This window comes from Streptomyces yaizuensis, from assembly GCF_034961445.1.
In the GTDB taxonomy this organism is placed as follows: Bacteria; Actinomycetota; Actinomycetes; order Streptomycetales; family Streptomycetaceae; genus Streptomyces; species Streptomyces yaizuensis.
In genome coordinates this window covers 1-14269 of sequence record NZ_BSBI01000010.1, presented here as the reverse complement: position 1 = coordinate 14269, position 14269 = coordinate 1, and the positions used below count along the sequence as shown (strand labels likewise).

Here is a 14269-nt window from a genome sequence, read left to right as displayed (position 1 = left end):
GTGCACGGGCCCGCTGCCCCCGCAGGCCCGCGCTGTCCTAGTGCGTACCCCATCGACCCCAACGGGCTTGTACCCCAGGGGAGTTACGGGGAGGACCCGGGGGCCAGTACCCGGGTCATGGGTTCCCGGGAACAGCTCCACCCTGGGGCGGTGAACGCTCCCCGGCCCGTCAGCCGAGGGAGGTAGGAAGGTCGCACCACCAGAGGGACGCCAGTGCCCCGGTCCGCACGGCAAGGTCTTCGTGAGGTGTTCCCCCGCCCCACGAAAGGATCCGTTCGGATGCGTTCACGTGGACTCATACCCCTGCTCGCCCTGGGGGTGCTGGCCCCGCTGGCCCCCCAGGCACTGGCGGCGCCGGCCCCGGCCACCACCACTGCCTCGGCTTCCACCGCCGAGGCCCCGCTGAAGCGGTACGAGAGCCAGAAGCCGCAGTGGAAGCGGTGCGGCGAGGAGACGCCCGCCCGCTTCCAGTGCGCGACGGTCGAGGTGCCGCTGGACTACAAGCGCCCCGGCGGACCGCGGATCGACGTCGAGATCTCCCGGCTGCGGACCAGCGTCCCGGACAAGCGCCGGGGGGTGCTGCTCTTCAACCCGGGCGGCCCCGGCGGCTCCGGCCTGGGCGAACCCCTCCTGTTCGCCCGGGACCTGCCCCGGTCCGTGCTGGAGCGGTACGACCTGATCGGCTTCGACCCCCGGGGCCTCGGCCGCAGCTCCCCGCTGGACTGCGGCCTCACGGGTCAGGAGAAGGCGCATTTCCTCTCCCCGTACAAGCCGGAGACCGAGCAGCGGGACATCGCCGTCACCCGCTCGATCGCCGACAAGTGCCGGGCCGGGGAGGGCGACCGCCTTCCGCACATCACCACCCGTAACACCGCCCGGGACATGGACATCGTCCGGGCCGTGCTCGGCGAGAAGAAGATCTCCTATGTGGGGGTCTCGTACGGCACCTACCTCGGCGCGGTCTACACCCAGATGTTCCCCCGGCGGGCGGACCGGTTCGTCCTGGACAGTGCCGTCGACCCGAAGCGCGGGTGGCGGAAGATGATGCAGGTGTGGTCGGAGGAGGCCGGGCCGGCCTTCACCCGCTGGTCCGAGTGGACCGCCCGGCGCGGCACGGTCCACGACCTCGGCGACACCCCGGCGGAGGTCCGCCGCACCTTCTGGGAGCTGGTCCGCACGGCCGACCGGAAGCCGATCACGCTGCACGGCCAGAAGTGGGACGGCGACGCGATCCGCATGCTGCGGCCCTACTTCTTCGACGTCAAGGAGGCGGCGGAGCGCATCGCGCAGCTGCGCCGGGCCTCGCTGGGGCTGCCGGCCGGTCCGCCGCGGCCCGTGGAGACCGGTCCCGAGACACCCGGGAGCATCGAGACCACCTGGTCCGTGATCTGCGGGGACGACGACAAGGCCTGGCCGCGTGACACGGCCCGGTACCGCGCGGACGCGATCCGGGACAAGGCCCGCTACCCGCTCTTCGGGGACTTCACCTCCAGCGTCAAGCCCTGTGCCTTCTGGGGGAAGTCGGCGGAGCCCGTCACCGAGGTCGACAACCGGGTGCCGTCGCTGATCCTCCAGAACGAGTGGGACTCCCAGACCCCGTACTCCACCGGTCTCGACATGCACAAGGCCCTCAAGGGCTCGCGGCTGGTGTCGGTCAAGGGCGGTGAGGGGCACGGCATCTACAACTGGGCCCCGAACCCCTGCGCCGTGAAGGTCGCGAACACCTACCTGGCCACCGGCGAGCTGCCGAAGCGGAACGTGACCTGTGTCGCCGTCGACGACCAGACCTCCCGCCGGTCCGGACCGGCGGCCGACCGGGCCCCGAAGCCGGTCTTCTGATCCGCTGAGCGGATGACGCCCGGCCCCCTGTGCCCTTCACAGCGCAGGGGGCACGGCGCAGGGGCCACCGGCAAGGGGGTGCGGCGGCCCCGATAAGGGCTGGATAAAGCGGAGTTGGTACGTCCCAAGGACGATTCGGCCCTCCCGACTCCTCCCAGAGACGTAGCGGAAGTCCGGCTGTCCGGCGGATTCCCCGCCCCGACCGAAACGAAAGGGTCGTCCCTGACCGAACATCCGTCCGGAAGGACTCCACGTGCAACGACGACTCGTACCTCTGCTGGCGGTCGGCCTGATGGCGTCGCTGGCGCCCGGTATCGCCACGGCGGCCCCCACAGCGGCACCCCAGCCCAAACCGGGCCCGCTGGCCTCGTACGAGAAGCAGAAGCCGACGTGGAAGAGGTGTGCGCCGGATCTTCCCGCCGCCTTCCAGTGCGCGATGCTGAAGGTCCCGATGGACTACAAGCGGCCCGCCGGCAAGAAGCTGGAGATAGCGGTCTCCCGGTGGAAGACCAGCGTCAAGGGCAAGCGCCAGGGCGTGCTGCTCTTCAACCCGGGCGGCCCCGGCGGCGCGGGTCTCGACATGCCGGTGTTCATGAAGGAGCTGATGCCGAAGCAGCTGCTCGACGGGTACGACCTGATCGGCTTCGACCCCCGGGGCGTCGCCGCCAGCTCGCCCGTCGCCTGCGGGCTGAACGAGAGCGACGCCCAGTGGCCGCGCCCGTACAAGGCGAAGACGTTCGCCAAGGACGTCGCCTGGGCCAAGGGCGTGGCGGACAAGTGCCGCAAGAAGCAGGGCGAGAAGCTGCGGTACATCACCACCCGCAACACCGCCCGCGACATGGACATCCTGCGGATCGTCCTCGGCGAGAAGAAGCTCAACTACGTGGGCTACTCGTACGGGACGCACCTCGGGGCCGTCTACTCGCAGCTCTTCCCGGCCAAGACCGGCCGGTTCGTGCTGGACAGCGCCGTCGACCCGAAGCTGACCTGGCGCGGCATGATCCAGATCTGGGCGGAGGGCACCGAGCCCGCGTTCAAGCGGTGGGCCGCCTGGACCGCCGCCCGTGACGCCCGCTACGGGCTGGGCAGCACCGAGGCCCAGGTCACCAAGGCGTGGTGGGACCTGATCGCCCAGGCCGACCGCAAGCCGATCATCGTGGACGGCGAGCCCTACAACGGCGACGACATCCGCAACGACCTGCGCGCGACCTTCTTCGACGTCACGGCGGCCGCCGACAGGGTCGTCGAGCTGAAGAAGGCCGCGGCCACGCCCGGCCGGCGGGCATCGGTCACGATCCCGCGGCAGCAGGAGCGGCCGTCGTTCCGGCCCATGCAGACGCTGGACAACGTGGAGGCGTCCTTCTGGTCCGTCGTCTGCGCCGACAACTCGGCCGCCTGGTCGCGTGACACGGAGCAGTACCGCAAGGACGCGGTCCGCGACAAGGCCCGCTACCCGCTGTACGGCGACTTCACGTCCAACATCAAGCCCTGCGCGTTCTGGGACAAGTCCGTCGAGCCCGCGATCACCATCAACAACCGGGTGCCGTCGCTGATCCTCCAGAACGAGTGGGACCCGGCCACCCCGTACGCGGCCGGTGTCGGCATGCGCAAGGCGCTGAAGGGCTCCAAGCTGGTCTCCGTGAAGAACGGCCAGGGCCACGGCGTCTACCTCTTCGGTGGCAGCACCTGCGCCGACAAGCTGACCACGAACTACCTGCTCACGGGGAAGCTCCCGGCCAAGGACACCACCTGCACGGCCCCGGTGCCGCGCTCGGGCAAGGAGTCGGCCCCGGCCGACAGGCTCCCGAACCCGCTGCCGCAGCTGCCCCACCGCTTCTGATCATCCACTTCTGATCACCCGCTGACCGCTCACCGACGGCCCGGGGGCCCCACCGGCCCCCGGGCCCTCGCCTGCCCGCGACCGTACGCGGCCGTACGCGGACGGTGTGCCCCGGCCGTCGGCGGGCGGCGGGCGGCGGGCGGCGGCCCCGGGGCATGGGAGCATCGGGGAGTGCTGGATATCGGTTACTCCCTCTCCCCCCGCTTCCCCGACCCGCCGCAGACCGTCTACCGCGAGGCGGACACCCACACCCTGCGGCACGACCTCTTCTGCGGCGACGTCTACCTCGCCGACACCGAGGCCGACCGGGAGATCTCCACAGCCTGGGGATGGGTGCCGGTGCTCGACTTCGCGTGGGCGCTGTGCGACATCGTCGAACGGATCGACGCCGACCCCCGGGGCAGCCGCGCCTCCGTGCCCCAGCGGGCGGAGCTGGACTTCACGGAGTCGGCGGACCGGATGCTCTTCGAGCGGCGGTTCGGCTGGGTCGACGTGGAGGCCGACTGGATGCGCCAGGACGAGCCGCCGCTCACCTTCAACCACGGGAAGCTGCGCCGGGAGGCCCGGGACTTCCTGCACGATCTGATCGCGGACCTGACCGATCTGCACGAGGGCCTGGCCGACAATCCCGTCATCTGGGATCTCCAGGCCCGTTTCCCCCGGGTCTGACGCCCCTGCCGCCCCGGCCGCCGGCCTGGGCAAGCGGCAGGGCTTGACCTCAACCTTGATCGAGGTCGGAGGCTGGTGTCCGTCACCGAGACCACCGCGCTCAGGGGGATCCGCCATGCACGCCATCCGACTCCACGCCTACGGGCCCGCCGAGAACCTCCGCTACGAGGAGGTCCCGGACCCGGTGGCAGGCCCCGGCGAGGTACGGATCTCCGTCGCCGCCGCCGGCGTCCACGTCCTGGACACGGCCCTGCGCGAGGGCGGTACGGGCCCGTACCCGGAGCCCGTACCGCTGCCCACCGTCCCCGGCCGCGAGGTCGCCGGAACCGTCGACGCCGTCGGCGCGGGCACCGACCCGTCCTGGCTGGGCAAGCGGGTCGTCGCCCACCTCGGAATGGCCCCCGGCGGCTACGCCGAACGCGCCGTCACCACCGCGGAGCGGCTGCACGAACTGCCCGACGGACTCGGAGCGGACGAGGCCGTCGCCATGATCGGAACCGGCCGTACCGCCCTGGGGATCCTCGGCTACGCGGAGCCCGGACCGGACGGCATCGTGATCGTCACCGCCGCCGCCGGCGGCCTCGGCACCCTGATCACCCAGTACGCGAAGCACGCCGGGGCCACGGTCGTCGGCCTCGCGGGCGGCCCGGCCAAGGTCGCCCACGTCCGGGCGAACGGCGCCGGCCTCGCCGTCGACTACCGGCAGGACGACTGGGCGGCGCAGGTCCGCGACTTCCTCGGCGGGCGCGGCGCCACCACCGTCTTCGACGCGGTCGGCGGAGACACCGCCCGCGCCGCCGTCGACCTGCTCGGCCAGGGCGGCCACCACGTCGTCTACGGCTGGGCCGGGGAGCGGCTGCACGACGGCGAGCCCCTCACGTACACCGAGGAGGAGCAGGCCGCGCGCGGCGTCACCTCCGAGATGATCCTCGGCCCCCGGATGATGGAGCGCGGCGGCGGGCTGCGCGCCCTGGAGGAGCGGGCCCTGCGGGAGGCCGCCGGCGGGCCGCTGCGCCCGGCGGTGCAGCGCTTCCCGCTCGCGCAGGCCGCCGCGAGCCATCGGGCGCTGGAGAACCGCGGCACCATCGGCAAGGTCGTCCTGGTGCCGTGAGGGGTGTCCCGGCGCCACGGGGAGCAACGGCCCCGGGGCGCCGGGACCGGGGCGCCGGGACCGGGGCGCCGGGACCGGGGTGCCGGGACCGGGGGCAGGGAGCCGGGCGCGCCGGGGACGCCCGGCTCCCTGCCCCCCTGCTCACTCCGCCGGGGCCCCCAGCGCCGCCAGCGGCCCGTCGGTGAGCCGGAACACCGACCACTCGTCCTGCTCGCGGGCGCCCAGCGAGCGGTAGAACGCGATCGTCGGCTCGTTCCACTTGAGGCAGGACCACTCCAGCCGCTCGTACCCGCGCGCCACGCAGATCCGTGCCAGCTCGGTCAGGAGCGCCTTGCCGTGGCCGCCGCCGCGCAGCCCGGGACGGACATACAGATCCTCCAGATACACCCCGTGCGTCCCGCGCCAGGTGCTGAAGTTGAGGAACCACAGTGCGAATCCGGCCACCTCGCCGTCGTCGCTCTCGGCGATGTGCGCGTACGCGGCGGGCCGCTCGCCGAAGAGCGCCTCGCGCAGCTGCTCCTGGCTCGCGCGCACCTCGTGCGGGGCCTTCTCGTACTCCGCCAGTTCGCGGATCATGCGGTGGATCTCGGGGACGTCATGGGGCTCAGCGGTGCGGATCATGGCACTCAGCGTCGCCGAAGGGCAGGCCGGCGCGCCAGCAATATCCGTGCCATGGCCTCCTGCTCCTCCTCCAGGCGCCGTTCGCCGTCGTGGATGTGCCACAGCGTGTTCTGGAGTACGCGGCCGAGCGACCATGCCGCGGCCCGCTCCCGGTCGAGTCCCAGCACCTCGGTCATCAGGTCCAGGCGCCACAGCACGTCGGCCGGTTCGAAGCGGTTGCGGAGCGCGGGCAGCAGCTCGAACCCGGGGTCCCCGGCGAGCGGTTTGGGGTCGATGGCGAGCCACGGTTCGCGGTCCGCCCCGAGCACGTTCTCGTAGTGCAGGTCCCAGTGCAGCAGCCGGTCCCCGGGCTCGCCGGCGACCTCCCGCAGCGCCGCCGCGCAGTCGAGCATCAGCTGCCGCTCCCGGGCGTCGGTCAGGAGCGCGAGCGCCCGGGGGGCCTCGTCCAGCATGCGGGCGGCGATGTCGCCGAGGTTCCGCATCCCCGGAGGCGCGGGCCGGTCGGTGAGCCGGGCCAGCAGCTCCGCGATGATCCGTACGGCGTCCCGGACATCCGCCACGTCCAGGAGGGTGCGGCCGGGATCCAGCCGTTCCAGCAGCAGGGTGCCGGTCTCCCGGTCGGCGCGCAGCAGCCGTACGGCGCCGTCGCCGTCCCAGGCGCGCAGGGCGTCCGGTTCGCCCCCGGTCTCGTCGGTGAGGGCCTGGAGTTTGAGGATCGCGGGGGTGCCGTCGGCCCGCTCCACCGGCAGGACGAGCGCGGCCCAGCCGTGCATGACCGGGCCGGCGGGCCGCAGGTCCCACTCCGCCAGGAAGCGCGCGGTCCGTGCGGGGAGCGCGGCGATGAAGGCGCGTCCCTCCTCTCCTCCGTACGTGAGCTGGCGAAACGCGAGCAGTTCGGGGATCTCCACCATGTCCAGAGCCTACGGAACGGACCGCTCCGGCTGACCCGTTCTCCCCGGGGCGAACCTTGCGTACAGTCGGCCCCACCCAGCCCCCGAGCCCTCAGGGACACCATGGTCAGGAACACCGTCAACGGCGGCATCGCGTTCTGGTACGCGCGGGACGGGCTGCCCGTGCCCCGGGAACCGCTGCCCGGTGACATCACGGCGGACGTCTGCATCGTCGGCGGCGGCTACACCGGCCTGTGGACGGCGTACTACCTGAAGAAGGCCGCGCCCTCCCTCGACATCGTCGTACTGGAGGCCGCGTTCTGCGGTTACGGGGCCTCCGGCCGCAACGGCGGCTGGCTGTACAACGGGATCGCGGGGCGGGACCGCTACGCCCGGCTGCACGGCCGGGAGGCGGCCGTGCGGCTCCAGCGGGCGATGAACGGGACGGTCGCGGACGTGATCCGGGTCGCCGCCGAGGAGGGCATCGACGCGGACATCCACCACGGCGGGGTGCTGGAGGTGGCCCGCTCCCCCGCGCAGGCGGCCCGGCTGGCGGCCTTCCACGAGCAGGAGCGGGCGTTCGGCGAGAGCGACCGGGTCCGCTACGGGGCCCGGGAGACCGCCGAACGGATCCGGGTCGCCGGGGCCGTCTCCTCGACCTGGACGCCGCACGGGGCCCGGCTGCACCCGGCGAAGCTGGTGCGGGGCCTGGCCGGGGCGGTGGCCGGGCTGGGCGTCACGATCCACGAGTCGACCCCAGTGACCGGGATCCGGCCCCGGCGGGCGGTCACCCCGTACGGCACCGTCCGCGCCCCGTACGTCCTGCGCTGCACCGAGGGCTTCACCGCCGGGATCAAGGGCCGGCGGCGGGACTGGCTCCCCATGAACTCCTCGATGATCGCCACCGAGCCGCTGCCCGACGACGTGTGGGAGACCATCGGCTGGGAGGGCCGCGAGACCCTGGGCGACATGGCCCACGCGTACGTCTACGCCCAGCGCACGGCGGACGGCCGGATCGCGCTCGGCGGGCGGGGCGTCCCGTACCGCTTCGGTTCGCGGACGGACAACGACGGCCGCACCCAGGAGGCGACCGTCCGGGCGCTCACGGACATGCTGGTCCGGCTCTTCCCGACGACGGCGGGGGTACGGATCGACCACGCCTGGTCGGGGGTGCTGGGGGTGCCCCGGGACTGGTGCGCGACGGTCACCCTGGACCGGTCCACGGGGCTCGGCTGGGCCGGCGGCTATGTGGGCTCCGGGGTGGCGACGGCCCATCTCGCCGGGCGCACGCTGTGCGATCTGGTCCAGCGGGACTCGGGGCAGGCGGGCGCGACGGAGCTGACCGCGCTGCCGTGGGTGAACCACCGGGTGCGCCGCTGGGAGCCGGAGCCGCTGCGCTGGCTGGGGGTGCAGGCGATGTACGCGGCGTACCGGGGCGCGGACCGGCGGGAGTCGGCGGGGCGCTCGGCGCGCACGGACCGGGTGGCGCGGCTGGCGGACCGGGTCTCGGGCCGGCACTGAGTCCTTGGGCGGGGGCTCCTTGGGCGGGGACTCCTTGAACGGAGGCTTCCTGGGCGGGGCGCGGGAGCCGGGTCAGAGCGACGTTCGACGGGCCCGGCGGCTCGTCCTGGAGGCCCCCGGGCGTACCCGGTGCTCACCCAGGGGCACCCGGTGCGGGGGACGGTGGAGCTGCCGGCGGTGCGCCGACCCGTACCGCCCGCGCACCTGTCCACCGGGCACGGGGCCGGCTACTCCACCTCGATGCCGTACTCCCCCACGAGCACCGGCAGCCCTCCCGGATACCCCTTGCCGCCGACCACGAACTCCCAGTCGCCACCCGCCCGGCGCCGGAACGAGCCCAGCACCAGCGCGGTCTCCCCGGCCCGCCCGTCCGAGACCGTCAGCCGGTCCAGCTCGGCGCCCCCGGCGTCCCGGAGCACGATCCCCGCCCCCGTGAAACCGGCGAGGTCCGCCGACGGATCCACCTCCGGGTCCACCGCGGCGACCAGCACCAGCCGGTCCGCGCGCGCCGGCAGCGCGTCGAAGTCGACCCGGATCGCCGCCCGGTCCCCCGCCGACGGCCGCACCGCGCGCACCGAACCGTCCGGCGTGGACTCGTTGTTGAAGAAGACGAAGTGGGCCTCGCTCAGCACCCGGTCGTACCGGCAGACCAGCGCGCACACGTCCAGCGCCACCGGACCCGCCCAGACCATCCCCAGCACATTGGCCCCGCCGTCCCCGGCGTCCTCGGGCGCCGGGGCGAGGTCCGCCGCCTCCGGCTCCCCGGGCCCCGGCACGGGCCGCGCGTCCGGCCCGCCGGGCGCGGGACCCAGCCGCCCCCGCAGCCCGTGCCGCCCCAGCAGCTCCACGAGATCCGTACCGGAGATCAGCGTCAGCGGCTTGCCGTGGGCGAAGGTGTACGAGCCGGGGCCGAAGCCCGACGTCGTCACCAGTACGCCCTTGTTGGCGCCCGCGTCCTGCACCGTCCCGTACAGATCGCGCACCGCCGTCGGCGGGACCGTGTGCCGGTACCGCTTCACCTGGACGATGATCCGGCCACCGCTGATCGGGTCCGGGTCGAACGCCTCGACGTCCACCCCGCCGTCGTTGGACCGCGTCGTCGTCACCGCCCGCATCCCCCGGGCCCGGAACAACTCCGCGACCAGGCCCTCGAATTCCACCGGGTCCATCACCAGCAGATCCGGATGATCGCCGTCGCCCTGCGAGAACACCTCCGCGCCCACATCCCCCGGCAGCCGGTCCGGGCGCACCGCCGCCCGTGCGTCCGGCTTCGCCGACAGCCGGCCGCGCAGCCCCTCCAGACACTCCACCGCACCCACCTGCTCCAGCCGCAGCCCGGTGAAGTCCTCGCGCGCCACCGTCACCGCGCCGAGGACGACCTCGGCATGCCGGCCCGTGGCCGGATCCACGTCGTCCACGAAACCGCTGAGCGCCACCGAGCCCAGCACACCCCACTCGTCGGCGGCGAACAGATCCCGCAGCACCAGCAGCAGGGACTGCGCCAGCACGTCCCGGTAGAGCGCCCGGCGCTGCGCCACCGGCCGGGCGACCTCCTTGAGCTGGTCCGACGTGGCGACATACCGCACCGAGCGCGCGGCCGGCACCACGTCGAAACCGGGCAGTTCCCAGCTCAGCACCAGCTGGGCCGCCGCCCGGTCGAAGGCCGCCGACAGCCGCCGGGGCATGGCCTCGGGCCACTCGGACGACGCGTACAGCGCCGCCGAGAAGTACTCCACGACCGCGTCGGGCTCACCCCCGCGCACCCCGTCCAGGAGCCGCGTCACGCCCGTGTTGTGCCGCTGGACCTCGGCGCGCCGCTCCCCCGCCCAGGCGTCGTACTGCCGCCGGTACTCGGCGAGTTGCGCCAGCCGCTGCCCGTCGGCCTGCCGCGCCAGCGCCAGATCGTGCCGGTAGCGCTCCTGCGCCTCCCACTCGGCGCGCTCCCGGGCCCGCGCCGTCCAACCGCCGCCCTGGGGACGGTAGTACGCGGGATCCGGCATCGGTACGGGATGCTCCAGCGGCCCCGGCGCGAACGGTTCGACGTACTCGATCCGGGTCAGCGACGCCGAGCCGAAGACCCCGCCCCGGCAGCCGGCCGCCAGCAGCCCCGACAGCTCGGCGACCCGCGCCTCGATCTCCCCGGTCCTGGCCTGCGCGTCCGCCTCGCGGCTGCGCTTGTAGGCGGCCTGCTGCTCACGGTGGTGGCGGGCCATGTCCCGCTCGTACGCCCGCTGCTGCCGCTCACGCTCCCGCCGCTCCCGCTGGAGCGCGCGCGCCTGGGCCTCGCGCTCCCGCTGCTGGCGCCGCTGGGCCTCGGCCCATGCCCCGATCAAACCGCTCGACGAGCCCCGACCCATCCCGCGCCCTCCCCACCGGGCCGCCCCACCGGCCCGTACCGCATCCCGAAAACGCCAGTGTCCCGGACCGGAAGGGGCCGGGACACTGCTGAGACCGAGCCGCCTGTCGGAATCGAACCGACGACCTGCGACTTACAAGATCGCTGCTCTACCAATTGAGCTAAGGCGGCATCGCGCGGGGCCCGCCCGGACCCGTGCGCGGAGATGACCACTCTACACAGCGGCGGGTTACGGAGGCCATGAAGATCGGGTAAGGAAGCCCGGCGACGGGCCTCTCCCGCATTCCGCGCATCTCGTTCCCTTCCTGTTACTGACAGAAGGGAAAAGGCCGGGTACCGTCACCCTCAGTTCACCCGAGTGGACTACACCAATCCTTTACTCGGATCGTCCGGCACGTTCCTGCCGGTGAAGGGATGTACCCGCCATGGCTACCGTTACGTTCGACAAGGCGACCCGGATCTACCCGGGCACCGAGAAGCCCGCCGTCGACGAGCTGGAGATCGAGATCGCGGACGGCGAGTTCCTCGTCCTCGTCGGCCCCTCCGGCTGCGGCAAGTCCACCTCGCTGCGCATGCTCGCCGGCCTGGAGGACGTGAACCGGGGCGCCATCCGCATCGGCGACCGCGACGTCACGCACCTGCCGCCGAAGGACCGGGACATCGCCATGGTGTTCCAGAACTACGCGCTCTACCCCCACATGACCGTCGCCGACAACATGGGCTTCGCGCTCAAGATCGCCGGCGTCAACAAGGCGGAGATCCGCAAGAAGGTCGAAGAGGCCGCGAAGATCCTCGACCTCACCCCCTACCTGGACCGCAAGCCGAAGGCGCTCTCCGGCGGCCAGCGCCAGCGGGTGGCCATGGGCCGCGCCATCGTGCGTGAGCCGCAGGTCTTCCTCATGGACGAGCCGCTGTCGAACCTCGACGCCAAGCTCCGCGTCTCCACCCGTACCCAGATCGCGTCGCTCCAGCGCCGCCTGGGCATCACCACGGTCTACGTCACCCACGACCAGACCGAGGCCCTCACCATGGGCGACCGCGTCGCGGTCCTCAAGGACGGTCTGCTCCAGCAGGTCGACTCGCCGCGCAACATGTACGACCGCCCGGCCAACCTCTTCGTCGCCGGCTTCATCGGCTCGCCCGCGATGAACCTGATCGAGGTCCCGATCACCGACGGCGGCGTGAAGTTCGGCAACAGCGTCGTCCCGGTCTCCCGCGAGGCGCTGAGCGCCGCCGCCGACCGCGGCGACAAGACGGTCACCGTCGGCATCCGCCCCGAGCACTTCGACGTGGTCGAGCACGGCGGCGCGGCGGCCAAGGCCCTCACCAAGGACTCCTCCGACGCCCCGGCCGGCCTCGCCGTCCTGGTCAACGTCGTGGAGGAGCTGGGCTCCGACGGCTTCGTGTACGGCTCCTCCAAGGTCAGCGGCGAGGACAAGGACCTGGTCGTCCGCGTCGGCGGCCGCTCCGTGCCGGACAAGGGCACCGAGCTGCACGTCGTGCCGCGCCCGGACGAGATCCACGTCTTCTCCACCTCGACCGGCGAGCGTCTGACCGGCTGACGCCCCCAGGACGACGGAACGGCCCCGCGGCTCCCGCGGGGCCGTTCCGCTTTCCCCGCCCCGGCACCCCGCCCCACCGGGACGCCAAATCCCCTCTCTGCCCCGCTATTTCGGGATTCGCCGTCAACCCGGCATTCGAAAGATTCCCTCGAACGATCCCCCGGGTGAGTGACTGAATGTCGCCATCGCGTTACCGGCCGCTACGCTCACCGCGTGACCCACTCAGCACGCCGAATCGGCCGTAGTCTCGCCCTCGTTCTGCCCGTCGTCCTGGTGCTCTCCGGAACCCTCGCGGTCGCCAGCATCCCGTGGGCCGGACCCAGCGGGCCGCAACTCCTCGGCTCCGCGCAGAACGCGACCTCGCCCGCGCAGCAGCGCACGCCGCAGGACGTCCTCCGCGACGAGCTGCTGACCGTACTCCGGGAGAAGAGCCCCGGGACGGCCCTCACCCGCCTCCAGCGCGAGGTCGAGGCCCGGCCCTCGCTCGCCCCCCACTGCGGCTCGATCGCCCGCTCCCTGGGCCGCGCCGCCGTCGACCGCCTGGGCCCCACCCGCGCCCAGGCGTACTCCAAGCCCGTCTGCGACACGTCGTTCGCCGCCGGGGTCGCCCAGGAGTCGCGGGGGAGCTGACGGGCCCGTCCCGTACCGCTGCGCATATCGTTCACGGCATGCATACGCCTACGTATCCGACGCAGGCCGTGGTCCTGGCGGGCGGCCAGGGCTCGCGGCTGCGACCGTACACCGACGACCGCCCCAAGCCGATGGTCGAGATCCCGGGGACCGGGACCCCGATCATCGGCCACCAGCTGGCCTGGCTGGCCGCCGAGGGCGTGACCGACGCGGTCGTCTCCTGCGGCCACCTCGCCGAAGTGCTCCAGGAGTGGCTGGAGGGCGCCGACCTGCCGCTGCGGGTGACCACCGTCGTCGAACCCGAGCCACTGGGCCGGGGCGGCGGCCTCAAGTACGCGGCCGCCCGCCTGCCCCGCCCCGACCTCCCCTGGTACGCCACCAACGGCGACATCTGGACCCGCTTCTCCCTGCGCGAGATGGCCGCCTTCCACGCCGAGCGCGACGCGACCGCGACCCTCGCGCTGGCCCGGCCCCGGATCCCGTGGGGCGCCGTCGAGACCGACGCGTTCGGCCACATCACCGACTTCATCGAGGCGCCGCCGTCGCCGTACCTCATCAACGCCGGCGTCTACGTCTTCTCCCCCGCCTTCACCGACCTCCTCCCGGAACAGGGCGACCACGAACGCACCACGTTCCCCGGGCTCGCCCGCGACCGCCGGCTGGCCGGGTTTCCGCTGCCGCAGGGGGCGTACTGGCGCGCCATCGACACGGCGAAGGACCTGACCGAGGCGGCAAAGGAACTCTCCCAGCGCTAGCCCCGCCGCGGCGCCCTTGCGCTGTCCGACCCACGTCGGTACGTGTGCGGTGCGCTCGTCCGGGGTTCCGGTGGCCGGCCCGTGTCGGTACGGGTGCCTCGGCCTCCCGTCCGGGGGTCCGGCTGCCTGGCCCGTGTCGACGGGGTGGCCCGCACCCCTTCTTCCCCCCGGCTCGGGGTACCGGTCGCCTTCGTCGGCTGCGTGGGTGGGGGTGCAGGGTCGCCCCCGCAGGGGATCGGCGGGAAGTCCGGCTTGCGTGGACCGTAAGCCCTCGGTCCGCCGACCCCGAGGAGGTGAGCCCGGAGGCCCCCACCAACCCGCACCACACCCGCGCGGCGGTCGACCCGCACAAACCCACCTCGCCGACGATCACCCGGAAAAATCCAGCCTCGCCGGCGTTTGAGGCGCGGGGGCTCCGGGCTCACCGCCTCGGGGGCGGCGAGCGTACGCAACAAGAGCCGGTCGGGTCGGCCAC

General features: G+C 73.1%; 11 protein-coding genes and 1 tRNA gene. 8 read left to right on the top strand and 4 right to left on the bottom strand.

Features of this window, described 5'->3' with window-relative positions; all coding sequences use genetic code 11:
- Positions 1–279: 279 nt before the first annotated feature.
- The 4 genes from SYYSPA8_RS22775 (at position 280) to SYYSPA8_RS22760 (ending at position 5459) form a co-directional block, all read left to right on the top strand.
- Positions 280–1839 (top strand): alpha/beta hydrolase, encoded by a 1560-nt coding sequence (locus tag SYYSPA8_RS22775; RefSeq protein WP_323449137.1) that lies wholly within the window; start codon positions 280–282, stop codon positions 1837–1839.
- A gap of 292 nt (positions 1840–2131) precedes the next feature.
- A complete protein-coding gene (locus tag SYYSPA8_RS22770; RefSeq protein WP_323449407.1) occupies positions 2132–3679 on the top strand; it encodes an alpha/beta hydrolase in 1548 nt (515 codons plus the stop codon).
- A gap of 171 nt (positions 3680–3850) precedes the next feature.
- Complete coding sequence (locus tag SYYSPA8_RS22765; protein ID WP_323449136.1) at positions 3851–4348, top strand: hypothetical protein; 498 nt, start codon at positions 3851–3853, stop codon at positions 4346–4348.
- 115 nt (positions 4349–4463) lie between these two features.
- Entirely contained in the window at positions 4464–5459 is a 996-nt protein-coding gene (locus tag SYYSPA8_RS22760; protein ID WP_323449135.1) for a zinc-binding dehydrogenase, read from the top strand.
- 141 nt (positions 5460–5600) lie between these two features.
- Here SYYSPA8_RS22760 and SYYSPA8_RS22755 read toward each other — a convergent pair whose 3' ends face one another.
- On the bottom strand, positions 5601–6080 hold the full coding sequence (locus SYYSPA8_RS22755; RefSeq protein ID WP_323449134.1) for a GNAT family N-acetyltransferase: 480 nt from the start codon (positions 6078–6080) through the stop codon (positions 5601–5603).
- A gap of 5 nt (positions 6081–6085) precedes the next feature.
- Positions 6086–6991 carry an aminoglycoside phosphotransferase family protein gene (locus SYYSPA8_RS22750; RefSeq protein WP_323449133.1) on the bottom strand — a complete coding sequence of 302 codons (906 nt, stop codon included), beginning with the start codon at positions 6989–6991 and terminating at the stop codon, positions 6086–6088.
- 102 nt (positions 6992–7093) lie between these two features.
- Between SYYSPA8_RS22750 and SYYSPA8_RS22745 the strand changes: the two genes are divergently transcribed.
- Positions 7094–8491 carry an NAD(P)/FAD-dependent oxidoreductase gene (locus SYYSPA8_RS22745; RefSeq protein WP_323449132.1) on the top strand — a complete coding sequence of 466 codons (1398 nt, stop codon included), beginning with the start codon at positions 7094–7096 and terminating at the stop codon, positions 8489–8491.
- 227 nt (positions 8492–8718) lie between these two features.
- Here the strand turns inward: SYYSPA8_RS22745 and SYYSPA8_RS22740 are convergent, their stop codons facing one another.
- Both SYYSPA8_RS22740 and SYYSPA8_RS22735 read right to left on the bottom strand, forming a co-directional pair.
- Positions 8719–10848, bottom strand: a complete 2130-nt coding sequence (locus SYYSPA8_RS22740) for a restriction endonuclease (protein ID WP_323449131.1) — start codon at positions 10846–10848, stop codon at positions 8719–8721.
- Between the two features lie 97 nt (positions 10849–10945).
- A tRNA-Thr gene (locus SYYSPA8_RS22735) sits at positions 10946–11018 on the bottom strand.
- Positions 11019–11272: 254 nt separating this feature from the next.
- On the opposite strand from SYYSPA8_RS22735, the gene SYYSPA8_RS22730 reads away from it, so the two are divergent.
- The 3 genes from SYYSPA8_RS22730 (at position 11273) to SYYSPA8_RS22720 (ending at position 13794) form a co-directional block, all read left to right on the top strand.
- Positions 11273–12409, top strand: coding sequence for an ABC transporter ATP-binding protein (locus tag SYYSPA8_RS22730; protein WP_323449130.1), 1137 nt, complete (start codon positions 11273–11275; stop codon positions 12407–12409).
- 213 nt (positions 12410–12622) lie between these two features.
- The gene (locus SYYSPA8_RS22725) at positions 12623–13039 is read left to right on the top strand and encodes a hypothetical protein (RefSeq protein WP_323449129.1); all 417 of its coding nucleotides are present in this window, start codon (positions 12623–12625) and stop codon (positions 13037–13039) included.
- A 38-nt stretch (positions 13040–13077) separates the two neighbouring features.
- The gene (locus SYYSPA8_RS22720) at positions 13078–13794 is read left to right on the top strand and encodes a nucleotidyltransferase family protein (RefSeq protein WP_323449128.1); all 717 of its coding nucleotides are present in this window, start codon (positions 13078–13080) and stop codon (positions 13792–13794) included.
- Positions 13795–14269: the final 475 nt, after the last annotated feature.